Source organism: Paraburkholderia sp. J11-2 (assembly GCF_905220185.1).
Classification (GTDB): domain Bacteria; phylum Pseudomonadota; class Gammaproteobacteria; order Burkholderiales; family Burkholderiaceae; genus Paraburkholderia.
Genome location: NZ_CAJMYY010000019.1, coordinates 16606 through 40205, shown reverse-complemented (window position 1 = coordinate 40205; position 23600 = coordinate 16606). Strand labels below are relative to the sequence as shown.

Genomic DNA, 23600 nt, shown 5'->3' with positions numbered 1-23600 from the left:
GAACCGCAGCCTAACTGGGAGTCGCCATGAGCTTCATCTTTGCACTGATCCAAAAGGTGAGCGATCTCTTCGCGTCGCCGTACCTGCCGATGGATTCGGAATATTCGTACGAAGCGCGTCACCGCGAAGCAGAGCGCGTTCGCCGTTCGCACTACATGCCGTTCGGCATGCCGCGTGACTGATCGAAGCTGAGGCGCTTCGGACGGCGCTCGCCTTCCAACGCGTTTCTCCGGTCAGACCGCAAGGTCATCAAACAAGGCCGGCTCTCGAAAGAGAGCCGGCCTTGTTGCGTTTGGGGCCGATATGGGGCCGATATGGGGCTGGTTTGGGGCTGGTTTGGGGCTGCTGCGAGCCGAAGCCGCTTCGTCTGGCGTGACGACAGCCGCGCGCCGCCCGTGTCATAGTGATGCCGCTTCGAAATCGCTACGTCTTATCCACATGTCCAATAGCTACTTCTACGACCCCGCCCAGGGCCACGGCCTGCCGCACGACCCGTTCAAGGCGATCGTCGCGCCGCGCATGATCGGCTGGATCTCCAGCCGCGCGAAGAGCGGCATGCTCAATCTCGCGCCCTACAGTTTCTTTGGCGCGTTCGCCACCTTTCCGCCGATCATCGGGTTCTGCAGCGAAGGCCGCAAAGACAGCATCAGCAACATCGAGGAGACCGGAGAGTTCGTCTGGAATCTCACGTCGAAGGCGCTCGCGCCGCAGATGAACCGCACCTCCGCGCCGGTCGCCGCCGACGTCGACGAATTCGCGCTCGCGGGCCTCACCGCCGCACCGGGCCGCAACGTCGCGGCGCCGCACGTGGCCGAAGCGCCGGCCGCGCTCGAATGCAAGCTGCTGCAGATCGTGCGGCTCAAAACGCTCGACGGCACGCCCATGGACAACTGGCTGGCGCTTGGGCAGGTGGTGGGCGTGCATATTCGCGAGGCGTTCCTGAAGGACGGCCTCTTCGACACGCACGCCGCCCAGCCCGTGATGCGCGCGGGCTATCGCGCCGACTACGCGCAGATCGGCGAGATGTTCCAGATGGTGCGGCCAGGCGCGTAAGCCGCTTCCGGCGTGGGCAGGCCGCGGCGTTGCCGCCTCCTGCCCGCCCGCCGATAATGGCCCGACCTGGTGGGCCAACCTGGTGGCCCAACTGCGCGAGGCGCGCGAGGGAGACATTCGATGCAATCTCCGACGGGATCGGTGGTGGCGCTCAGTTCGGCCGCCTCGACGATGTTTTCGATCGGCATGATCGCGCTGGGCTACTGGGGGCTGCACGAGCCCTCGGCCTGGCGCATCGGCGACCGTGTGGTCGTCGGCATTGCGCTCCTGGGCTTCGCGTGCCTCGGCAGCGTGCCCTGGCTCGCCACCTCGCCCGCGAAGCCCAACGACGAGTCGCGCTTCCTGATGGCGCGCCGCGCCTTTCTGTGCGGCGCGACGGCCGTGTGGGTGTCGATCGCGCTGTCGCTGGTGCTGTGATTAGAAGCGCGCGCGCAAGCCCACCGTGCCCACCACCTGATTGGCCGTCGACGACGCGCCGCCCGCCGTGTTGATGAACGCCACGTAGTTGTGCCCCGTGGCGTGCTGGTACATCGCCTCGCCGTACAGATCGGTGCGCTTCGAGAGGCGGTACACGACCTGTGCGTCCACCTGGTTCCACTTCGGATCGGCGCCGAACGTGGTCGTGTTGCTCACGTGGCCATCCGTGAAGGTGTAGGCGAGACCCAGGCTCCACGCCGGGTTCAACTGATATTTCCCGTTCACTTCGTAGTTGTTGAAGCTCATGTCGCCGCCCTGCGAGCCGAACGAGCTCGTACCCGTGTATTCGCTGCGCGTGAACACGAAGCCCGCCGTGGCCGGGCCGAACGTGTAGTTGATGCCGCCGCCGAACGAACGCAGGCGGTCGGCGCCGAGCGAGAAGCCGCCCTTGCCGTTGGCCGTCGATTCCGCGAGATCCACTGCGCCCGGGCTGCTCGCCGTGGCGCCCTGGGTGCCGTTCAGTTGCAGATAACCGGCCGCGATGGCAAGCGGCCCGTTGGTGTAGCTCGCGCCGAAGCTGTAGGCGCGGTTCACGGCGAAGTCGGTGTTGTTCGAGAACGCGTAGAGCGCGCCGAACTTCAGGCCGCTATACGTGTTGCTCGTGAACTTGACCGCGTTGCTCATGCGCAGCGAGTGGTTCAGGTTGTCGTTGTCGAACGGGTGCGCGAAGCCCGTGTCGCCAAAGGTGCCCGCCGTGGCCGAAAGCGGCGCGACGAAGTCGACGAGCGAGTCGTACTGGCGGCCGAGCGTGAGCGAGCCGAACTGGTCGCTCGCGAGACCCACGTAGGCCTGGCGGCCGAACATGCGGCCGTCCTGGCCGAGCTTGCCGTTCTGCACGTTGAAGCCGTTTTCGAGCACGAAGACCGCATGCAGGCCGCCGCCCAGGTCCTCGCTGCCGCGCACGCCGAAGCGGCTGCCGTTCACGTTGCCGCTCGTCGCCTGCCAGAGCGCGCCGCCGGACTTGCCGCTCGCGACATTGTTCGTGTACATGATGCCGGCGTCGATCAGGCCATACAGCGTGACCGAGCTTTGCGCGTGGGCGGCGGGCGCCGCGAGCGTGCCGAGTGCGCCGAGCACGGCGGCAGCGGTGGTGAGCGAGACGGTGTTCTTCATTCGAGGTTCCTGTAGCGTTGTTGTTTCGTACCGGTTTGCAACAGGGACAGGAGTGTAGGGAGGGAAAGGCGCCGGAAAACCGGCTGTGACTGGAGAGGATTCTTCCGCGATCTGGAAGGATGATTTCATCTCCCTGTCATAAATCGACTTATGGCGATGTCGGGCTTGCGCCCGGCCCGATGAAGGGGCGGCCTTGCGAGTTTGGTACGATTCACGCTTTGCCAGCCGACCCTACCTGCCGCGTGAAGCGTTACGTGCCGTTGATCCGCGATCGAATCGCGATGTCGTTGTCCCGCCTGAAGCCTGCCGCCGCGCGGCTTGGCGGCTTTGCCCGCTTGTGCGGCGCGCGTGCGCTCCACCATTTGCGGCATCCCACGCGGCGCGGCGTGCTCATGACCATCGGCGCGCTGCCGGCGCTCGTCGTGCTCTACGTGCTCGTGCTGATTCCGTTCACGCCGAGCATTGGCGACATCCGCAAGGCGCGGGTGGACGAGCCGGCCCAGATCCTTTCCGCCGACGGCAAGGTGCTCGCCGAGTTCAAGCCCTCGAACCGCGAATGGGTGCCGCTCGCGCAGATCTCGCCGCACATGGTCGATGCGCTGGTTTCCACCGAGGATCACCGCTTCTACGAACACCACGGCATCGACTTCAAGCGCACGGCGGGCGCGGCGCTGCACACGTTCTCGGGCGACCGCCAGGGCGGCTCGACCATCACGCAGCAGCTCGCGCGCAATCTCTATCCCGATGAAATCGGCCGCGCGCCCACGCTCACGCGCAAGATCAAGGAAGCGATCACGGCGTTCAAGATCGAAGCGGTGTATAGCAAGCAGCAGATTCTCGAGACGTATCTGAACACGGTGCCGTTTCTCTATAACGCATACGGTATCGAGATGGCGGCGCGCACCTACTTCGGCGTGTCGGCGGATCAGCTCGACATCCTGCAGGCCGCGACGCTCACGGGCATGCTGAAGGGCAACGCCTATTACAACCCGGTGATCAACCCCGAGCGCGCGCTCGCGCGGCGCAACACCGTGCTCGGCCAGATGGTGAAGTACGGCAAGCTCAGCGAGGCGCAGTACGCCACGCTCTCGAAGAAGCCGCTGCGCCTCGACTTCGAGCGTCAGACCGAGCCGCCGGGCCCCGCGCCGCATTTCGCGCTGCAACTGCGCAAGTGGCTGATTTCGTGGGCCGACCGCAACGATTACAACATCTATTCCGATGGCCTCGTGGTGCGCACCACGATCGATTCGCGTCTCCAGCAGATGGCGACCGCCGCGCTGCGCCAGCACGCGAACCAGCTTCAGGGCATCGCGAACGGCGCGTGGAGCGGCCGCAGCGGCTGCACGTCCGGCAACGACCTGTTCGCGACGTTCATGCGCGAAACGCAGGACTACAAGAGCGCGCGCGACGCAGGCGCAAGCGACGCCGACGCGCTCAAGCAGCTCGCCGCCGACCGCACCTTCATGCGCAACCTCTGCAAGAGCAAGACGGCGGTGGAGGCGGGCTTCCTCGCCATCGACCCGCGCAATGGGCAGATCAAGGCGTGGGTGGGCAGCCGCGATTTCACCGAGGAACCGTTCGACCACGTGCAGCAGGCGCGCCGTCAGCCGGGCTCGACGTTCAAGCCGTTCGTGTATGGCGCGGCCTACGCGGCGGGCGCGAAGCCGAGCGACACGTTCATCGACCAGCCGGTGGAAATTCCGCTGGCGGGCGGCGAAATCTGGAAGCCGACCGACGACGTGCAGCCGAGCATGCGCCCGATGACGCTGCGCGACGCGATCGCGTTTTCGCGCAACCGCATCACCGCGCAGCTGATGCAGACGGTGGGCCCGGACAAGGTCGCGCGCCTCGCTCGCGCGATGGGCGTGCGCGACAGCCAGCTCGATCCGGTGCCTTCGCTTGCGCTCGGCACGAGCCCGGTCACCCTGAAGGAGATGGTCTCGGCCTACAGCACCATCGCCAACGATGGCGTGTACCTCGAACCGCGCATGGTCACGAGCATCGAGGACCACAAGGGCAACGTGCTCGCGCAGTTCGAGAGTGCGTCGCCCGAGCGGGCGCTTTCCGCAGAGGCGGACCGCACGCTGCTCGACACGATGCGCGACGTCGTGAACCGCGGAACGGGCGCGGCCATCCGCACGCGCTTTGGCATTCGCGGCGACGTGGCGGGCAAGACCGGCACGACCCAAGGCAACACGGACGGCTGGTTCATCCTCATGAATCCGCAACTCGTCGCGGGCGCATGGGTTGGTTTCGACGACGGCCGCGTGACGCTCGACGACTACTGGGGCCAGGGCGCGCGCAGCGCGCTGCCGATCGTCGGCGACTTCTTCCAGCGCGCGCTGCGCCAGCGCCTCGTCGATCCGCGCGCGCGCTTCGACACCGAAGTGACGCCGGGCGCGTTCGAAACCTTCCGCGAGAAGCTGCGTGCGTGGATGGACAAGCTGGTCGGCACGCACGAAGCGCCGCCGCAGAGCGCGCCGGTTCGGCGTGCGCCGCCACCGCGTGTCAGCGCCCCCGCACCGGCATCGGTGGCTTCTGCGGCTTCGGAAGCGGGGGCATCGGCGCCTTCCGCGGTTCCGGCGCCTTCTGCCGTTTCGGCGGCGGCTGCGGAAGCCGCCGCGCGCGCGATCATGGGCGTGCCGCCGATCGTCGCTCCGTCCAGTACGCCGCCGGCACTTGCGCCGCAGCCCTCGTATCCGGCGCAGGAGCCGGCGCTTGCCCCGACGCCGACACCCGACGACGCGGAGCCTGGCACGCCGGGCGCGAGCGCGAGCTACACGCCGCCGGTGGCGCAGCCACAGGGACAATGAGCGCGCCGTCCCGCGCCGTCGCCTGAGCGTGACGGCGCGGGTGGACGTCTCGCGCTTGACCTGCCGCAAGCTTCCAATCCGGCCCCGCGTCCGTTTGACACTTCCTGACAACAGCGCTTCGAGATTCCGCTAGATTCGCGCGGATCAAAGCTTGCCCCTGGCGCTTCCTGCACCGTTGCGCCGCGGCTTTCCGAATACGCTGGAGTCAATCGAAATGTCACGCATGTCCCGATCCATCCGCACGCTGTGCCTGCTCTCGTTCGCCTCGGTGGCGGTGAGCACGCTCGCGCCCACGCTCGTCCACGCAGCCGAAGCCGCAACCCTGGCGTCCGCGGCCGCCGCGCTGCCTGCGGGCGCCGCTGCGCTCGTGAACGGCCATGTGGTTCCGCAATCCGCGCTCGACACGGCAGTGAGCAACGTGGTCAGCCGCACCGGCGCGCCCGACACGCCGCAACTGCGCGCCGCGCTCAAGGACGACCTGATCGCACGCGAACTGCTGCGCCAGCAGGCCGTGCTCGGGCACTACGACCAGCGCCCCGAGGTCGCGCAGTTCCCCGACGCCGAAAAGACCGACGCCGGGATCCGCGGGTGGATTCTGGACAACGTGCACGCGCCGAAGATCACGGACAGCGAGATCAAAGCGCGCTACGAATCGGTCGTCGCGACGTTCGGCAAGGAAGAGTACAAGCCGGCGGTGATCGCCGTGGCCGACGAGGCAACCGCGAACACCGTGCTCGCGGCGGTGAAGGGCGGCCAGCCGTTCGCCGAGCTCGCGCGGCAGTACGGCATCGGCGCGACGAAGGCCACTGGCGGCGAGATGCCGTGGGTGAGCTTCAGGCTGCCGCTCACCGAAGGCAACACGCACGGCATCCCCATGCCGCTCGCGCAGCTCATTACGGGGCTCGCGCCCGGCGCAACTGCGCCGCAGCCGCTGAAGGCCGGCGACGGCTGGCTGGTTGTGCGCCTCGAAAGCAAGCGACCGATGCAGGTGCCGACGTACGATTCGGCGAAAGGGGACATTCGCCGTCAGTTGCAGGACGAGGCCATGCAGGCCGCGCTCGGGCAACGCGTGGCCGAACTGGCGCGCTCGGCGACGATCGTGGAGTGAGGCGGTGCGCGGCATCTGCCGCGCAGCCAACAAAAAAGGCAGCGTCCTTGGGCGCTGCCTTTTTTCGTTTCGCCTTTTCCTTTTATCTTGCACTGCGAAGCATGCCCTGACGGTACCGTGCGCGTTACTTGTGCACCTTGAACACGGAAACGAGCTCGGCGAGCGCCGCCGCGTGATCGTTGAGCGCGGCGGCGGCGCGCTCGGCGTCGCCCACGAGCGCGGCGTTCTGCTGCGTCGCCGCGCCGATCTGCGAAACCGCGATGTTCACCTGCTCGATGCCGCCCGACTGTTCGCGCGAGGCCACACTGATCTCGCCGATGATAGACCGCACTTCATCCACGCGCGCGACGATCCCGCGCATGGTCGTGCTCGCTTCGCCGGCAATGCGATAACCCGTCTCGACGGTCGACGACGATTCGGTGATGAGCGCCGAGATTTCCTTCGCCGCCGCCGCGCTGCGTTGCGCGAGCGCGCGCACTTCGCTCGCGACCACCGCGAAGCCCTTGCCGTGCTCGCCCGCGCGCGCCGCTTCCACAGCCGCGTTGAGTGCGAGGATGTTGGTCTGGAACGCAATGCCGTCGATCACGCCGGTGATCTCGGCGATCTTCTGCGAGGAGCGGCTGATGTCGTTCATCGTTTCCACGACGCGGCTCACGGCGCGGCCGCCGTCGAGAGCGGCTTCTGCGGCGCTCGTCACCACGCTGTTCGCACGCGTCGCGTGGTCGGCGTTCTGCTGCACGGTCGAGGTCAGCTCTTCCATGCTCGCCGCCGTCTCTTCCAGGCTGCTCGCCTGGCTCGCGATGCGCGAAGCGATCTCGCCGCTGCCTTGTGCGATGCGCGAGGTGTCCTCGCTCATCTGCGCCGTGGCGCTGCGCACCTGCGCCACGATTTGTGCGAGTCCCACGCCGATGCCGTCGATGGCGCGCGTGAGCCGGCCGATCTCGTCGGCATTCGTTGCATCGCCGCTGCCGATGCCGCCGCGGCCGCTGCCGCCGTTGCCGATGCGCACCGTGAGGTCGCCCGCAGCGAGCTGGCCGGCGGCTTGTGCTGCGGCGTCGAGCGGCTGGCTCACGAGGCGGCGCGCCGCGTAGATCGAAAGCGCCGCGAACAGCGCGACCAGCACGAGGCCGATCGCGGCGAAGCGGTCGCGCGTGGCGTTCACGTCGGCCATGATCTCGTCGCGTACGGCGACGCCGCCGACGAGCCATTGCCACTGCGGCACGCTCACGAACGACACGAACTTCGCGCGCGCGTCGCGCTCGTCGCGCGTCGAGTCGGCGGAGGTGTAGTCGAGCGTGCCTTCGCGCGCCTCGAGCATGCGCGACCAGGGCGCGTTCGCGTCGTCGTAGTGCTTGCCGGCGGCGCTCGGATGCACGAGGAAGGTGCCGCGCGCCGAGCCGTTCGAAGCGTCCATCACGAAGTAGTAGCCGCTTTCGCCGATCTTGAGCTTGGCGATCTCGCTCTTGAGCGCGTCGATCTGCGCGCCCACGTCGACGCCGACGAAGAGCGCGCCGATCACATGGCCGCTCGCGTCGAGAATCGGCTTGTACTGCGTGATGTACTGTTTGCCGAACAACTGGGCAAGGCCTGTATACGTGCGGTTGGCCAGAACCGGGCCGTACGCGGGCCCGTTGCGATCGAGCAGCGTGCCGATCGCGCGCGAGCCGTCCTGCTTCTTGAGCGAGGTGGTCACGCGCACGAAGTCGTCGCCGCTACGCGCGAAAATCGTGGCGATTTCGCCGCTGCGCGCGAGAAACTGGTCGGGGACCGTGAAGTCCATGTTCAGCACGTGGTCGCCGGACTTGAAGACCGGCGTGGCCTTGCCGCCAATGTCGACCGTTTGCGTGGGATCGAGCGTGAAGGCGCCGGGCAGGAAGCTCTCGAAGAGCTGCATGGCGCGGTCGACTTCGGCGTCGAGCGCGCCGTCGATCAGCGAGATCGACGAGGCGACCGACTGGTCCTTTTCGGTGATGCGCGCGCGCACCTGGTCGCCGACCTGCGTTGCCGCCGAGTGCGTGATCGCCCACGTGAAGGCGGCAAATATTGCCGCGACGAGCACGCACGATAGCAAGGCGAGACGCACGCCGACGCTCGCGCGGCTTGATAAGCGTGAAAGCATGAGTTCGGTTCCGGAGTAGCTTGTGAGGAAGGAACCTGCGCCTTCGAGGCGCTGGCATGACGCATTACGGCGCGCGCGAGCGATCCTTTAGGGGTAAACGCGAAAATCCTTACAATTTCATACGGCATGCGAATGGTCATGCGATCTTGTGTCGCAAAAAATGGGACGATTCGGATTCCAAAGAGAAGGCCGGAATGAAGAAAAGGGCGCATGAAGCGCCCTTTCGTTATATTCAGCACGATACGTCGCGTGGTGAATGGCTGCGTTAGCGCTTTGCCCGCCACGTTCTGAGCAGCAGCGCGTTGGTCACGACGCTCACGCTCGAAAACGCCATCGCCGCGCCTGCGAGCATGGGGTTGAGCAGGCCGAAGGCGGCGAGCGGAATGCCGATCAGGTTGTAGATGAACGCCCAGAACAGGTTCTGCTGAATCTTGCGCCACGTGCGCCGCGAAATATCGATTGCGGCGGCCACGAGCGCCGGGTCGCCGCGCATGAGCGTAATGCCTGCCGCGTGCATGGCGACGTCGGTGCCGGTGGCCATGGCGATGCCGATGTCGGCGGCGGCGAGCGCGGGGGCGTCGTTGATGCCGTCGCCGGCCATCGCGACGATGCCGCCGCTTTCGATCTTGAGGTCGCGGATCGTGCGCGCCTTGTCGTCGGGCAGCACCTGCGCGTGGACTTCGTCGATGCCGAGCTGCGCGGCCACGGCCGCCGCGCTGCCCGCGTTGTCGCCGGTCACGAGCACGCTGCGGATGCCCATCGTCTTGAGGTTAGCAATGGCTGCGCGCGCCGTGGGCTTCACCGTGTCGCCGAACGCGAGCAACGCGAGGACGCCGCCGTGCGGATCGAACAACCACGACACCGTATTGCCCGCCTCTTCGAGCGAACGTGCGCGCGCCGCGAGCGTGGGCGGCACGGCCAGCGCCAGCTCGTCGAGCCAGCGGCTGCTGCCGATCGCGAGACGCCGCCCGTTCACTTCGGCTTCCACGCCGCGCCCCGGCACCGCGCGCGCGTGGGCCGCGGCGCTCCAGGCGGCGGCGCCTTGCGCTTGCGCCTCATACGCCTGCACCACGGCCTTCGCGAGCGGGTGGTCGCTTTGCCGCTGCACGGCGGCGGCGAGCGCGAGCGCCTCGTTGCGATCAAGTCCCTCGGCCGCCTCGAACGCAGTGAGCGACGGCTGGCCGAGCGTGAGCGTGCCGGTCTTGTCGAAGGCGACCACGCTCACGTTGTGGGCGGTTTCCAATGCTTCGGCGTCCTTGATGAGCACGCCATGGCGCGCGGCGACGCCGGTGCCCGCCATGATCGCGGCGGGCGTGGCGAGGCCGAGCGCGCACGGGCAGGCGATCACGAGCACGGCCACGGCGTTGAGAGTTGCCGTTTCGGCGCTCGCGCCCGCGAACAGCCAGCCGCCCAGCGTGATGGCCGCGATCACGAGAATCGCGGGGACGAACACGGCGCTCACGCGGTCGACGAGACGCTGGATCGGCGCCTTTTCAGCCTGCGCGCTTTCCACGAGGCGGATGATGCGTGCGAGTGTGGTTTCCGCGCCGATGGCCGTGGTGCGCACGGCGATCGCGCCTTCGCCGTTGATCGAGCCGGCGGTGACAGGATCGTCGGGCGCTTTCGGCACCGGCAGGCTTTCGCCGGTGATGAGCGATTCGTCGATATGGCTGCGGCCTTCGAGCACGACGCCGTCCACGGGCAGGCGCTCGCCGGGACGCACGACCACGATCGAGCCCACGCGCACCTGGGCGAGCGGGACTTCGCGCTCCTCTGCTTGAGCGCCATTAGTGCCAGCGACGCGGATGCGCGCGCGATCGGGCCGCAGCGCGTTGAGGGCGCGGATCGCGTCGGTGGTCTGCCGCTTCGCGCGCGCTTCGAGCCACTTGCCGAAGCGCACGAGCGTGATGACCACCGCCGAAGCCTCGAAATACAGATGTGCCATGTCGCCAGCGCCGTTGCCAGCGCCGTTGCCAGGATCGGCGAGCATCGCGTAGACGCTCACGCCGTACGCGGCCGAGGTGCCGAGCGCAACCAGCAGATCCATGTTGCCCGCACCCGCCCGCACGGCTTTCCAGGCGGCGCGGTAGAAGCGCGCGCCGAACACGAACTGCACGACGCTCGCGAGCGCGAGTTGCACGGCTGCGGGCAACATCCAGTCGAAGCCGAGCCAGTGGCCGAACATCGGCACCACGAGCGGGGCCGTGAGCACGGCCGAAACCAGCACGGCGCGCCATTCGCGGCGTGCCTCGTCGCTGGCGGCGGCGCTTTTCGCCGGGGTGGCGTCGACGTCGGCGGCGAGCGGCGTGGCTTCATAGCCGGCCTTCCTGACGGCCGCGACGAGCTGATCCTGCAGTTCGCCCGTGAGTGGCGAGCGTGTGTTGACGGTGGCCTGCTCGGTGGCAAGGTTCACGCTCACGCCGGCTACGCCGGGCACGCGCGCGAGCGCCTTCTCGACGCGGTTCGCACAGGACGCGCAAGTCATCCCGCCGATGGCGAGCGTGGCGGTTTCCGTGGCGACCGGCACGGCTTCGTAGCCGGCCTTTTCGACGGCGGCGACGAGCGTGGCGGCCGCGACACCGCCGCTCGCCTCGACGGTGGCCTTTTCGGTGGCGAGGTTGACCGAGGCGCGCGTGACGCCCGGCACTTTGGCGAGCGCCTTTTCGACGCGCATGGCGCACGAGGCGCACGTCATGCCGTGGACCTCGAGTTCGGCCACGGCGGTATCGGCGCGCTCTGCAACGAGGGGGTCGTTCATGGTGAGGGTGCGAGGCTGTAATCGATGTTAAGCAGTATCTACGTTCCCATCGTGGGAAGGTCAAGGGGCAGCGACACTGCGTCACTTTCGTTTCAGATAGAGGGCCTGAGAGCAAGCTACACGGCTGTAAGGCAATATTCCACGCTGTAGTCTTTTCAGGCCCATGCGCGAGCGATACGATACCAACCGGCGGCATTGGCGCCTTGCCGCGCGCCTTTCACCACGGCCCTGGGGGGGCCCGCGCGCGGAGTGGGTAGCCGGTCGACGTCACTTCATGGACCGCCCGCACCGAATACAACACACAAATGACAACAATACATCGAGCATTCTCGTCGTACCGTAGCGGCTCCGTGCTTGCCTGCGTTGCCCTGATCGCCGGATGCGCCTCGGCGCCGAGCGACGTCGCGCCGAAGAGCAACGGCTGGATGAAGGACGAAGTTTCCGACTCGTACGTGTTCGGCTATCCGCTCGTGCTGATGGACCTGTCGCGTACAGCCGCCACGGGCACGGGCCCCGGGCAGGCTGCGCCGAACACGCTGCGCCACGCGCAGTCGTTGCCGCCCGTCGGGGCTTCGAACCCGCCCGAACCCAATCTCGACACGCTGGCTTCCAGCGGCTGGCTCGACGTTTCGAGCGAGCCGGTGCTGGTCACGCTGCCCGATACGCACGGCCGCTACATGGACGCGCGTGCGCTCGACATGTGGACGAATGTCGTCTGGTCGACGGGCGCCGCGCAAACCGGCGAACGCGTCAGCGGTCTGAAAGCGCAAACGATTGCATTCGTTCCGGCCGGCTGGAAGGGCACGCTGCCCGCGCGCGTGAAGCGCGTGGACGTGACGACGCGCTACGTGTGGTTCCTCGCGCGCATCCAGACGCGCGGCGGCGGCGACCTCGCGGCCGTGCGGCGGCTGCAGCACGGTCTGCAAGTTACGACGCTTTCCGACTGGGACGATCGCGGCGCGCGCGGCAAGGCAGGCGCTCGCGGCAACGGGGGCGCACGCGGTAACGAGCCGTCCGGCGCCACGCAGAGCGGCGATCCGGTGGCGCCGGGCACGCCTTCCGCCCAGGTCGCGGCGCTCGACGCGAACGGTTTCTTCAACCGGCTCGCGCAGGCACTGGAAGACAACCCGCCTACGGCGGACGACGCGCACGCGATCAAGATTCTCGGCGACATTGGCGTGCATCCGGGCGACCCGGCCGAACTGCCCTCGGGCACGAAGGACGCCGCGGTCGTGAAGGCGGGTCTCGCGGACGGCCGCGCGCGCCTCGCGACGCCGCCAAACAACCTGCTGGCGGGCAACGGCTGGCTCTGGGTGGGTGACGACGCGGGCAACTACGGCCCCGACTACGCGCTGCGCGCCTACGCCGCGTATACGTCGCCGGGTCTTCCGACTACCCGCGACGAAGTGCGCGCCCGCGTGAGCCAGGACAGCGACGGTCATGCGCTCAACGGCGCGAACCGTTACACGATGCACTTCACGGCGAAGCAGTTGCCGCCGGTGCGCGGTTTCTGGTCGATCACGGCTTATACGACCGACGGCGCGCTCGACGCCGACACGCCCGTGCGCGTGGCGTTCGGCGACCGCAGCGGCGCGCGGCGCAACCGCGACGGCTCGCTCGACGTGCACGTGAGCGCCGAACGGCCGCGCGGCGGCGCGAACTGGGTGCCGGCGCCGCATGGCGACTTCCGCCTGGTGATGCGGCTCTACGCCGCGAAGCCGCAAGCGACCGATGGCAGCTGGCAGCCGCCCGCCGTCGAGCGCCAGTAAGCGCTGAGCCGGGCCGAGCCAGGCTGAAACACGCGTTGGCGGGACTTTGTCCCGCCAACGCTTTTTTTGCGCCGCATAAGCCTGCTCAAACGCGCAACGCCCGCGCTCCCCGCCCGCATTCTTATGCATCGCGCAACACGCGCGACAGATACCGGGCAATCTCACTTCCGTTGTTACGTCTTGTTGCGCAAATCCTGCGCCGCGGGCGGCGTTTTCCCGCCGTCCGATCTTCTATCGGACCTATACTTCCGGCTGTCGGCATCCCCGGATTTCCGACTTCAGACCCACATTCCGCGGCGGGCCTGTTGCCGCCTCATCCGCAAGCAAGCATGGCAAGCCTCAACAAAGCGTCGCTCAACTCTTCCTTGCAATCGCTGCGCGCCGTCGCGCGTGCGCCCCGCACCCGGCGCATCCTCACGGGCGTCGTCATCTTTCTCATCGTGTTCGGCCTGGTCGGCTTCTTCGCCGCGCCGCCCATCATTCGTCACGTCGCCGAACAGCAACTGAGCAAGCAGCTCGAGCGTCCCGTCACGATCGGCCGCATCGCGCTCAATCCGTATACGCTGCGTCTCGAAGCGGACCGCGTGCATATCGGCGAGCGCGGTGGCAATGGCGACTTCTTCGATGTGTCGCGTGCCGTTGTGCAGGCGTCGTGGTCGTCGATCTTTCGCGCGGCGCCCATCGTCGAAGAGTTGCGGCTCGACTCGCCGCAGGCCACGATCGTGCGGCTCGACGCGCAGCACTTCAACTTTTCGGACCTCATCGACAAGTTCTCGACGCCCTCGAAACCGAACAGCAAGCCCGCGCAGTTTTCGGTTTCCAACATTCGCGTCGAGAACGGCCAGATTACTTTCGACGATCGCCTGCTCAATGAAAAGCACGTGATCGACCGCTGGTCGCTCGGCATCCCGTTCATCGCCACGCTGCCTTCCAAGACCGACATCTTCGTCGAGCCGATGCTGCGCGCGCGCATTGACGGTGCGAGCACGCTCGCCATCGACGGCAAGACCAAGCCGTTCTCCGCGACGCGCGAGTCGGAAGTGGAACTGCGCCTGACCGATCTGGACGTGCCGAAGCTGCTCACCTACGCACCGACGAAGCTGCCGGTCATGGTAAAGAGCGGCAAGCTCTCGACCAACCTCAAACTCGATTTCGTGATGTCGGGCGAGAAGCCCACGCTGCGCGTGACGGGCACGACCGACCTGAATGACTTCGACTCGACCGACAACGCCAACGCGCCGTTTTTCGGCGCGCGCAGCCTGCACGTGGCGGCGGCCTCGCTCGAGCCGTTCAGCAACGTCTATCGCTTCGACGATATCCGGCTCGACGCGCCTACCGCTTGGGTCGCGCGCGACAAGCAAGGGGTGCTGAGCGTCGAGAAGCTGCTGGGCGCGCCGGCGGCGCAAAATGCGCCGGCTGGGAGCAAGGCTGCTGCGAGCGCCGCGCCGGCATCGGGCGCCACGGCTGCCTCGGGTGCGGCGAACGCGCAGGCGGCGGCCGAAGAGGCGAAGCCCGCGCCGCTCGATCTCTCGATCCGCCAGTTCGCGCTCACGAACGGCACCGTGCACGTGCGCGACGACGTGCCTTCGCGCACGGTGAACATCGACCTCACCCAGCTCTCCACCACGCTCGAAAAATTCTCGAGTACCGCGAAGGAAGGCGCGCCGTTTACGTTTGCCACGACCGCGAATGACGGCGGCACGGTCAAGGCGTCGGGCACGCTGAGCATGGCGGGCAAAAACGCCGAAGCCAACATCGCGCTAGCGGGCCTGGGCCTGCCGCAGATGCAGCCGTATATCGACAACCTGAGCAGCGCGCAGGTCGTGGACGGCAAGCTGAACCTCACGTCCACGCTCAAGGCCGATTGGGCGCAGCAGCCTGCCGTCGTGCAGGTCGGCCAGAGCACGCTCGGCCTCGAGTCGCTCAAGCTCGCGGCGCGCGGCGCGAAGGCGCCTGCTATCGCGCTCGCGCAGGGCACCGTGCAGGTGACGGGCATCGACCTCAACGCACGCAAGGCGCAGATCGCGTCGGTGGACCTGACCGGCCTCGTGGTGGATGCCGAGCGTCAGAAGGACGGCAACATCGACCTGGCGCAGCTCGCCTCCACGCATCAGGCGGCGCCCGAGCGCACGGCGATACACGCGGCCCAGAAGTCGGTGCAGGAAGGGCCGGCCTGGCGCTATACGATCGACACGTTCACGCTGAACAACGGCACGATCAACTTCACGGACAACTCGACGCAGCGCCCGGCGAAGCTCGCCGTCACGCCGCTCGACCTGAAGATCCAGCAGATCAGCGACGACCTGCGGCACCCGCTGCCGATCGACCTGAAGGCGACCGTCAACCGCAAGGGCACCCTGGCGCTGAGCGGCAAGATCAACCCCACGCCGCTTACGGCGCAACTCAAGATCGACGCGAACCGGCTCGACGCCGCCGCGTTCGAGCCTTACTTCGGCAACCAGCTCAATGCGGTGGTCGCAAGCGCGCTGCTCAACATGAACGGGCAGCTTTCCGTGGAGCAGGGCAAGGCGCTCAAGGCCAACTATCGCGGCGACGCGGCGCTCGTGGACGTGCGCATGCTCGACAAGGCCACGTCAGGCCCGTTCGCAGGCTGGCGCTCGCTCGCGCTCACGAACCTGAAGGCGAACTACGACGACGCGCGCGGCACCGACGTGGACGCGAGCCGCGTGACCTTCTCCGGCTTCTATGGCCGCGTGCTGCTCGACGCGCAAGGCAAGCTCAATCTCAAGGACGTGGTTGCGCATCAAACCGGCGCGGCACAGTCGCTCACGCAGGACACGAGCGCGAAGCCCGGCGCGCGCGAACCCGTGCCGCTCACGCCGCAAGCGGCGAGCGCGCCGGTGCAGACCGCTTCCGCGCCCGCGCCGGGTTCCGCGCCTGCCACGGTCGTGGCCGCGCAGGCGCCGAAAACCCCCGTGCGCCTGCACTTCGGCGAGCTCGTGCTGCAAGACGGCCGCGTGAACTACACCGACAACTTCATCAAGCCGAATTACACCGCCGACCTCGTGCAGATCCACGGCACGGTGGGCGCGTTCGGCACGGAGTCGACGACGCCCGCGCCGGTGGACATTTCCGCGAAGCTCGCGGCGAACGGTCCGCTCTCGATCAAGGGTACGGTGAACCCGCTCATCGAGAAGCCCTCGCTCGACCTCACGGCGAGCGCGCATGACATCGAGCTCACGAACCTCACGCCGTACTCGGCGAAGTACGCGGGCTACCCGATCACGAAGGGCAAGCTCAACGTCGACCTGCATTACCAGCTCGCAAACGACCAGCTCTCGGCGAACAACCATATCTTCATCGACCAGCTCACGTTCGGCGATCACATCGACAACGACACGGCGACCAAGCTGCCGGTGCGTCTCGCGATCTCGCTGCTGAAGAATCGCAAGGGTGAGATCGACGTGAACATTCCGGTGTCGGGCTCGCTCTCGAACCCCGAGTTCAGCCTGGGCGGCCTGATCTGGAAGGCGGTGCTCAACCTGATCGCGAAGGCCGTGACCGCGCCGTTCACGCTGCTCGCCAACGCATTTGGCGGCGGCGGCGAAGATCTGGGCTATGTCGAATTCGCAGCGGGCACGGCAAAGCTGACCGATGACGACCAGAAGAAGCTCGACACGATCGTCAAGGCGCTCGACGACAAGCCCTCGATCAAGATCGACCTGATCGGCCGTGTCGATCCGGCTGTGGACACACCCGCGCTGCGCGAGCAATACGTGGATCGCCTCGTGCGGCTTCAGAAGGTGAAGGACACGGTGGGCAACGGCGAGAGCGTGGATACCTCGCAGGTGAAGGTCGACGACAAGGAGTACGAGAAGTACCTCACCAAGGTCTACAAGGATGCGGACTTCAAGAAGCCGCACAACATGATCGGCTTCACGAAGACGCTGCCCGTGGACGACATGAAGCAGGCGCTGGCCGAGCACGCGCCCGTTGACGACGCGACCTTGCGCAATCTCGCTCAGCAGCGCGCGCAAGCGGTGCAGCAGTACTTCGAAGGCAAGGTGGATCCGAGCCGCGTGTTCGTCGTGGCGCCGAAGCTGGATGCGAAGGGTATCGACGACAAGGGCGCGACTACGCGTGTGGATTTCGGGCTGAAATAGGCATTTTTTCGCGACTCAACGCAGCGGCGCGCTTCGGTTCAACCGGCGCGCCGCAGTTTTTCCGGCCTCGCAAACGCGTGTTTCTCGATCACTTGCGCGAGCGTTGCAAAGGCCGGCGCGATTTCCTCGTGTGGCACGCACGCGTAACCCGTTAGCAATCCTTTACGATCCTGGCGCATGCTGTAGTAGGCCGCAAGCGGACGCACGATGACGCCCGCATCGAAGGCGGCTGTGGCGACGACGCGATCGTTGGCGTGATCGGGCAGGCCGAGCACGAAGTGCAGGCCCGCTTCGTCGCCCATGACCGGCAGCGCGTCGCCGAAATGGTGCGTGACCGCGTCGATCAGCAACTGGCGGCGCTCGCCATAGAGCGTGCGCATGCGGCGCACGTGCGAGGTGAGATAGCCGTCCATGATGAATTCGGCGAGCACGGCTTGCTGCATGAGCTGGCCTTCGCGATACAACTCAGCCACGCCCGTGCGGAAGGTGGCCGCGAGCCGCTCGGGCACGACCATGTAGCCGATGCGCAGGCCCGGAAACAGCAGCTTGCCAAGGCTGCCTACGTAGATCACGCGGTCGGATTCGTCGAGACCCTGCAGCGACGCAAGCGGGCGGCTGCCGTAGCGGAACTCGCTGTCGTAGTCGTCCTCGATGATCCACACCTTGTGCTGACGCGCGTATTCGAGCAGCGTGCGGCGGCGCGCAAGGCTCATGACCATGCCGAGCGGGTATTGGTGCGAGGGCGTGACTAGCGCGATGCGCGGCGGGTCGCGCAGGTCCTGTTCGCGCGGATTGAGCCCTTCGTCGTCGACGGGAATGGGCGCGAGCTTCAGCCCTGAGGACTGCAACACACTGCGCGCGCCCCAATAGCACGGTTCTTCCACCCACGCGGTGTCACCCACGTCGGCGAGCAGGCGCACGGCCAGATCGATGGACTGGTGAATGCCGGTCGTGATGATGATCTGGTCCGGCGTGCAGCGCACCGAGCGCGCCACGCGCAGGTAGTCGGAAAGCGCGCGCCGCAGCGGCCGGTAGCCGCCGCCTGGCGCGTAAGTTAGCAAACCATGATTCGCCGATTTCCACAGCCGCGCCTGCAGGCGGCTCCACGTGCGCGCGGGAAATTCGGCCACGTCGGGCACGCCCGGCATGAACGCGCCCCACTGCTTGGCGGACACGCCCGCCTCGTCGATGAGCCGCTGGCCGCGCATCGACATGTCGCCGCGCGGGGAGGCGCCGTTCGCATCGTCTTCCTCGTTGTCGTCGGCGGCGGCGGCCGGTGCCGCCGTGCTCACGGCGGCCGAGTCCGGGCGTGTGTCGGCGACATAGGTGCCGCTGCCCGTCGTCGAGATCACGTAGCCTTCGGCGCTCAGCTGGTCGTACACGTGCAGCACGGTATTGCGCGCCACGCCGAGGTCGCCGGCCAGCGTGCGCGAGCTGGGCAGCTTGGTGCCGGGCGCGAGCCGGCCCGTCAGGATGGCCTGCTGCATGAGCTGCAGCAGCTGACGGTAGGCGGGCTCGGCGCTTTCCTTGTCGAGTTGCGCGGCGAGCCATTCGGACAGGATGACCATGGCCAAGTGGTTCCATCGATAATAATGAAATGGCTCCATTGAATAGAGCCGGGACCATCTATAGTAATTCGCACGTCAGTTTCGGTTAAAGCCTGTGACAGCATTTATTTAATCGCGTCAGAAGAGGCGGGCCGGGAGAAAGAGCATGCAATGGAGACAGGGCGAATGAAGACCTCGGATGTGATCGTCAGCTTTCGCGGCGTACGCAAGACGTACGACGGCGAGACACTGGTCGTCAAACAACTTGACCTGGATATTTACCAGGGAGAGTTTCTGACGCTGCTCGGACCTTCCGGCTCGGGCAAAACCACCTGCCTGATGATGCTTGCCGGCTTCGAGTTTCCCACCGGGGGCGAGATCCGCCTCGAAGGCAAGTTGCTTAACAACGTGCCGCCGCACAAGCGCGACATCGGCATGGTGTTTCAGAACTATGCGCTCTTTCCGCATCTCACGGTCGAGCAGAACGTGGCTTACCCGCTGGGCGTGCGCAAGGTGCCCACTGCGGAACGCGCGCAGCGCGTAGATGACGCGCTCAGGATGGTGCGCATGGAAGGCTTCGCGAAGCGCTATCCGGCGCAGCTTTCGGGCGGCCAGCAGCAGCGCATTGCGCTCGCCCGCGCGCTCGTGTTCCAGCCCAAGCTCGTGCTGATGGACGAGCCGCTCGGCGCGCTCGACAAGCAATTGCGCGAACATATGCAGTACGAACTGAAGTCGCTGCACGAGAAGCTCGGCGTTACCTTCGTCTACGTGACGCACGACCAGGGCGAGGCGCTCACGATGTCGGACCGCGTGGCCGTGTTCGACAAGGGCATCGTGCAGCAGCTCGACACCGTGGACCGGCTTTACGAATCGCCTTGCAACGAGTTCGTGGCGAACTTCATCGGCGACAGCAACCGGCTGCGCGGCACCATCGCCGCCGTGGATGGCGAGTACTGCGAAATGCATCTCGCCGACGGCACGCGCCTGAAGGGCCGCAATGTCGCGGGGGCGCAGGCCGGTGCCGCGGCTATCGCGTGCATTCGCCCCGAGCGCATGAAGCTCGCGAACGGTTCGAAGGGCTATGGCGCAAACGCGCTGGCGGGCGAAGCGCGCGGCCTCATCTATTTCGGCGACCACGTGCGCATGCGCTGTGGCCTGCCCCAGCAGGACGAGTGCTTCGTGAAGGTGCCGCTCGGCACCGAGGCGCTCGATGGCTTCGCGCCCGGTCAGCCGGTCGCACTCGAATTCGCGCCTGAGCATTTGCGCGTGTTCGCATGAGGCGTGCGGGCGCGGCGCGCAATCTCGCGCGCCGTCGCTTCGCGAAGCAAGCGTCTCGACGACCGGGTCACGTTTCTCGCACCGAAGGGCCCGGCAAGACAAACCACCAAGGAGAAGGGACTCAACCATGAAGCAGATCGGCAACATGCGCGTTGCAGCGGTCGCGGCCGCGCTCGCACTCTCGTTCGGCGTGGCGAATGCCGCGGAACTGACCGTCGTGAACTTTGGCGGCGCCAATGGCAATGCGCAGAAGGCGGCGTTCAACGAGCCGTTCCAGGCGCAGACGGGCAACAAGATCACCGCTGTCGAGTACAACGGCGAGCAGGCCAAGGTGAAGGCCATGGTCGACGCAAAGCACGTGGACTGGGACGTGGTGGAAGTCGAAACCGGCGACATCGCGCGCGGCTGCGACGAAGGGCTCTACGAGAAGCTCGACTGGGCCAAGCTCGGCAACAAGGGCGATTTCATGCCGGCGGCGCAGCAGCCCTGCGGCGCAGGCTTCTTCGTGTGGTCCACGGCGCTCGCCTATAACGCCGACAAGCTCAAGACGGCACCTGCGAACTGGGCCGACTTCTGGGACGTGAAGAAATTCCCGGGCAAGCGCGGCATGCGCAAGGGCGCGCGCTACAACATGGAATTCGCGCTGATGGCCGACGGCGTGGCGCCCCAGGACGTCTACAAGGTGCTCGCGACGAAGGCCGGTCAGGACCGCGCTTTCAAGAAGCTCGATGAACTGAAGCCGAACATCCAGTGGTGGGAAGCCGGCGCACAGCCGCCGCAATTCCTGGTCGCGGGCGACGTGGTGATGTCCACGGCGTACAACGGCCGTATCGATGCCGCGCAGCGCGAAGGCAAGAATCTCAAGGTCGTGTGGACCGGCAGCATTTACGACCTCGACTACTGGGCGATCCCGAAGGGCGCGCCGAACAAGGCGCTGGCCGAGCAGTACATCGCCTACACGCTTTCGCCGAAGCCGCAGCAAGCGTACGCACAGCACATCGCCTACGGCCCGGTGAACGCGAATGCGATCAAGGCGCTCGACGCGAAGACGCTCGCCAACCTGCCGAATTCGCCGGCCAATGGCAAGAACGCCATTCAGGAGAACCTGACGTTCTGGACCGACCACGGCGACGAGCTGGAGCAGCGCTTCGCCTCGTGGGCCGCGAAGTAAGCGTGAAGTAGCGACGCTCCGGTGCGCCATGCGCCGGAGCGTTTGGCCGCTTCGTGCGGCCCAGAGGCTGGAGACAGTAAGTGACCACAATGACGACCGTGACCAACGTTACCGGCGCGGCACGCGAAGAAACCGCGCGCCTGAAGCGCGAACTGCGCGTGGCGCAAGCGAAGAAGCGCACGATGGCGCTCATGCTGATCGCGCCGCTCGCGATCTTTTTGCTGCTGATTTTCGTGGTGCCGATCGCCGCGCTCCTCACACGCGCGGTGCAGAATCCCGAAGTGGCGACGGCGCTGCCGCATACCATCACGGCGCTGCGCGACTGGGACCGCAAGAGCGCGCCGCCCGACGCGGCCTACGCCGCGCTTGCGCAAGACCTCATTGTCGTGAAGGACGGCGACGCGATGGGCGCGCTGGCACGACGCCTGAACGTGGAAATCGCGGGCTTCCGCTCGCTGGTCGCGAAGACCGCGCGCGCCATGCCGCTTGCCGACGACAACGGCAAACCGCTCACGCTCACCCCCGCGCAAACGCGCGCCAAGATCGTCGAACTCGACGACCGCTGGAACGACGTCGCGTATTGGCAGGCCATCGCGAAGAATAGTTCGCGTTACTCACCGTTCTATCTGCTCGCCTCGCTCGACCACCGGCAGGACGCATTCGGCAATATCGTGGCCGCCGACCCCGATCAGCAGATCTATCTCGACGTATTCGCCCGCACCTTCGTCATCAGCGTGTTCGTGACGCTGTTCGCGCTGCTGCTCGGCTACCCGCTCGCCTACTGGATTTCGACGCTCTCCGAGCGCCGCGCGAATCTCGTGATGATCCTCGTGCTGATTCCGTTCTGGACATCGATTCTCGTGCGTGTGGCCGCGTGGATCGTGATTCTCCAGGGCGAGGGCCTCGTCAACAAGGCGCTGCTGGGCACGGGTCTGATCTCGCAGCCATTGACGCTGCTGTTCAACCGTGTGGGCGTCTATATCTCGATGACGCACATCCTGCTGCCGTTCATGGTGCTGCCGCTCTACAGCGTGATGAAGTCGATTCCGCCCACGTACCAGCGCGCGGCGGTGTCGCTCGGCAGCCATCCGTTCGCGGCCTTCTGGCGCGTGTACGTGCCGCAGACGTACCCTGGCGTGGGCGCGGGCGTGCTGCTCGTGTTCATTCTCTCGATTGGCTACTACATCACGCCGGCGCTGCTCGGCGGCCCGGGCGACCAGATGGTCAGCTATTACGTGGCGTACTTCACCAACGTGTCGATCAACTGGGGCATGGCCTGCGCGCTCGGTGCGCTGCTGCTCGCGGCGACCACGGTGCTCTATTTCGTCTACGCGCGCTTCACGCGCACGCAACTGAGCCTTGGCTGAGGAAGGCGCAATCATGAAATTCGCCAAACCGCTTTTTGCGCCGCATACGTCCGCCGTCGAACGCGTGTGGTACTTCGCGTTGCGCGCGCTCGTCGTGCTCACGTTGCTGTATTTGATCCTGCCGGTGCTCGCCATCGTGCCGCTGTCGTTTTCGTCGAGCACGTTCCTGGTTTATCCGATTCCGGGCTGGTCGCTGCGCTGGTACGAAAACCTCGTGATGTCCGACGAATGGCGCATGGCCGCGAAGAACAGCTTCATCGTGGGCCCGGCGGCAACGTTCGTTGCAACCGTGCTCGGCACGCTCGCGGCCATCGGTATCACGAAGGCCGATTTCCGCGGCAAGGCGCTGCTCATGGCCGTGCTCATCTCGCCGATGATCGTGCCCGTGGTGGTGGTGGGTGTGGGCATGTACCTGTTCTTCGCGCCGCTCGGCCTCGCCAATACGTATCTCGGGCTGATCCTCGCGCATGCGTCGTTGGGCGTGCCGTTCGTCGTGACGACTGTCGCGGCCACGCTGCAAGGCTTCAATCACAATCTCGTGCGTGCGAGCCTTTCGCTCGGGGCCAATCCGGTCACGACGTTCTTCCGCATCACGCTGCCCGTGATCGCGCCGGGTGTGATTTCGGGCGCGCTCTTTGCGTTCGCGACGTCGTTCGATGAGGTGGTCGTGACGCTGTTCCTCGCGGGCGCCGACCAGACCACCTTGCCGCGCCAGATGTTCACGGGTATTCGCGAGAACATCAGCCCGACGATCGCTGCGCTTGCAACGATCCTGATCGTGTTCTCCACGTGTCTGCTGCTCGCGCTCGAATGGTTGCGCGGCAGGAATGCGGCGCGCGCGGTGAAGGCTTGATCGTGTGAGCGGTTGACGGAAAAAAGGCAGCGCCGCGGCGCTGCCTTTTT

At 66.5% G+C, this 23600-nt stretch carries 15 protein-coding genes; 11 read left to right on the top strand and 4 right to left on the bottom strand.

Features of this window, described 5'->3' with window-relative positions:
- Positions 1-26: 26 nt before the first annotated feature.
- The 3 genes from U5A57_RS25215 (at position 27) to U5A57_RS25205 (ending at position 1470) form a co-directional block, all read left to right on the top strand.
- Positions 27-182 (top strand): hypothetical protein, encoded by a 156-nt coding sequence (locus U5A57_RS25215; RefSeq protein ID WP_199272121.1) that lies wholly within the window; start codon positions 27-29, stop codon positions 180-182.
- A gap of 256 nt (positions 183-438) precedes the next feature.
- Positions 439-1053: a flavin reductase family protein gene (locus tag U5A57_RS25210; RefSeq protein WP_321914347.1), complete on the top strand. Its 615-nt coding sequence runs from the start codon at positions 439-441 to the stop codon at positions 1051-1053.
- Between the two features lie 120 nt (positions 1054-1173).
- The gene (locus U5A57_RS25205) at positions 1174-1470 is read left to right on the top strand and encodes a hypothetical protein (RefSeq protein WP_321914346.1); all 297 of its coding nucleotides are present in this window, start codon (positions 1174-1176) and stop codon (positions 1468-1470) included.
- On the opposite strand, the gene U5A57_RS25200 is transcribed toward U5A57_RS25205, so the two are convergent.
- Complete coding sequence (locus U5A57_RS25200) at positions 1471-2643, bottom strand: porin (protein WP_321914345.1); 1173 nt, start codon at positions 2641-2643, stop codon at positions 1471-1473.
- A 281-nt stretch (positions 2644-2924) separates the two neighbouring features.
- Between U5A57_RS25200 and U5A57_RS25195 the strand changes: the two genes are divergently transcribed.
- A complete protein-coding gene (locus tag U5A57_RS25195) occupies positions 2925-5456 on the top strand; it encodes a penicillin-binding protein 1A (protein WP_321914344.1) in 2532 nt (843 codons plus the stop codon).
- A 223-nt stretch (positions 5457-5679) separates the two neighbouring features.
- Positions 5680-6564 carry a peptidylprolyl isomerase gene (locus tag U5A57_RS25190; RefSeq protein WP_321914343.1) on the top strand — a complete coding sequence of 295 codons (885 nt, stop codon included), beginning with the start codon at positions 5680-5682 and terminating at the stop codon, positions 6562-6564.
- A gap of 124 nt (positions 6565-6688) precedes the next feature.
- Here the strand turns inward: U5A57_RS25190 and U5A57_RS25185 are convergent, their stop codons facing one another.
- Both U5A57_RS25185 and U5A57_RS25180 read right to left on the bottom strand, forming a co-directional pair.
- Positions 6689-8683 carry a Cache 3/Cache 2 fusion domain-containing protein gene (locus tag U5A57_RS25185; protein WP_321914342.1) on the bottom strand — a complete coding sequence of 665 codons (1995 nt, stop codon included), beginning with the start codon at positions 8681-8683 and terminating at the stop codon, positions 6689-6691.
- Positions 8684-8948: 265 nt separating this feature from the next.
- Complete coding sequence (locus tag U5A57_RS25180) at positions 8949-11441, bottom strand: heavy metal translocating P-type ATPase (RefSeq protein ID WP_321914341.1); 2493 nt, start codon at positions 11439-11441, stop codon at positions 8949-8951.
- A gap of 305 nt (positions 11442-11746) precedes the next feature.
- Here U5A57_RS25180 and U5A57_RS25175 point away from each other — a divergent pair, with 305 nt between their 5' ends.
- Positions 11747-13210 (top strand): DUF1254 domain-containing protein, encoded by a 1464-nt coding sequence (locus U5A57_RS25175; RefSeq protein ID WP_321914340.1) that lies wholly within the window; start codon positions 11747-11749, stop codon positions 13208-13210.
- Positions 13211-13539: 329 nt separating this feature from the next.
- Complete coding sequence (locus U5A57_RS25170) at positions 13540-17334, top strand: DUF748 domain-containing protein (RefSeq protein WP_321914339.1); 3795 nt, start codon at positions 13540-13542, stop codon at positions 17332-17334.
- Between the two features lie 38 nt (positions 17335-17372).
- On the opposite strand, the gene U5A57_RS25165 is transcribed toward U5A57_RS25170, so the two are convergent.
- Positions 17373-18908: a PLP-dependent aminotransferase family protein gene (locus U5A57_RS25165; protein WP_321914338.1), complete on the bottom strand. Its 1536-nt coding sequence runs from the start codon at positions 18906-18908 to the stop codon at positions 17373-17375.
- A 159-nt stretch (positions 18909-19067) separates the two neighbouring features.
- On the opposite strand from U5A57_RS25165, the gene U5A57_RS25160 reads away from it, so the two are divergent.
- The 4 genes from U5A57_RS25160 (at position 19068) to U5A57_RS25145 (ending at position 23550) form a co-directional block, all read left to right on the top strand.
- Positions 19068-20159, top strand: coding sequence for an ABC transporter ATP-binding protein (locus U5A57_RS25160; protein ID WP_321914337.1), 1092 nt, complete (start codon positions 19068-19070; stop codon positions 20157-20159).
- Positions 20160-20286: 127 nt separating this feature from the next.
- Complete coding sequence (locus U5A57_RS25155; RefSeq protein ID WP_415764486.1) at positions 20287-21330, top strand: ABC transporter substrate-binding protein; 1044 nt, start codon at positions 20287-20289, stop codon at positions 21328-21330.
- Positions 21331-21419: 89 nt separating this feature from the next.
- On the top strand, positions 21420-22697 hold the full coding sequence (locus U5A57_RS25150) for an ABC transporter permease (protein ID WP_321914469.1): 1278 nt from the start codon (positions 21420-21422) through the stop codon (positions 22695-22697).
- 13 nt (positions 22698-22710) lie between these two features.
- Positions 22711-23550, top strand: a complete 840-nt coding sequence (locus U5A57_RS25145) for an ABC transporter permease (protein ID WP_028202887.1) — start codon at positions 22711-22713, stop codon at positions 23548-23550.
- Positions 23551-23600: the final 50 nt, after the last annotated feature.

Coding starts and splice junctions, on each gene's coding strand:
- U5A57_RS25195 (WP_321914344.1), top strand. CDS start 2,925: ATGTCGTTGTCCCGCCTGAAGCCTGCCGCCGCGCGGCTTGGCGGCTTT.
- U5A57_RS25170 (WP_321914339.1), top strand. CDS start 13,540: ATGGCAAGCCTCAACAAAGCGTCGCTCAACTCTTCCTTGCAATCGCTG.
- U5A57_RS25200 (WP_321914345.1), bottom strand. CDS start 2,643: ATGAAGAACACCGTCTCGCTCACCACCGCTGCCGCCGTGCTCGGCGCA.
- U5A57_RS25210 (WP_321914347.1), top strand. CDS start 439: ATGTCCAATAGCTACTTCTACGACCCCGCCCAGGGCCACGGCCTGCCG.
- U5A57_RS25185 (WP_321914342.1), bottom strand. CDS start 8,683: ATGCTTTCACGCTTATCAAGCCGCGCGAGCGTCGGCGTGCGTCTCGCC.
- U5A57_RS25180 (WP_321914341.1), bottom strand. CDS start 11,441: ATGAACGACCCCCTCGTTGCAGAGCGCGCCGATACCGCCGTGGCCGAA.
- U5A57_RS25205 (WP_321914346.1), top strand. CDS start 1,174: ATGCAATCTCCGACGGGATCGGTGGTGGCGCTCAGTTCGGCCGCCTCG.
- U5A57_RS25155 (WP_415764486.1), top strand. CDS start 20,287: ATGAAGCAGATCGGCAACATGCGCGTTGCAGCGGTCGCGGCCGCGCTC.
- U5A57_RS25145 (WP_028202887.1), top strand. CDS start 22,711: ATGAAATTCGCCAAACCGCTTTTTGCGCCGCATACGTCCGCCGTCGAA.
- U5A57_RS25175 (WP_321914340.1), top strand. CDS start 11,747: ATGACAACAATACATCGAGCATTCTCGTCGTACCGTAGCGGCTCCGTG.
- U5A57_RS25150 (WP_321914469.1), top strand. CDS start 21,420: ATGACGACCGTGACCAACGTTACCGGCGCGGCACGCGAAGAAACCGCG.
- U5A57_RS25190 (WP_321914343.1), top strand. CDS start 5,680: ATGTCCCGATCCATCCGCACGCTGTGCCTGCTCTCGTTCGCCTCGGTG.
- U5A57_RS25160 (WP_321914337.1), top strand. CDS start 19,068: ATGAAGACCTCGGATGTGATCGTCAGCTTTCGCGGCGTACGCAAGACG.
- U5A57_RS25215 (WP_199272121.1), top strand. CDS start 27: ATGAGCTTCATCTTTGCACTGATCCAAAAGGTGAGCGATCTCTTCGCG.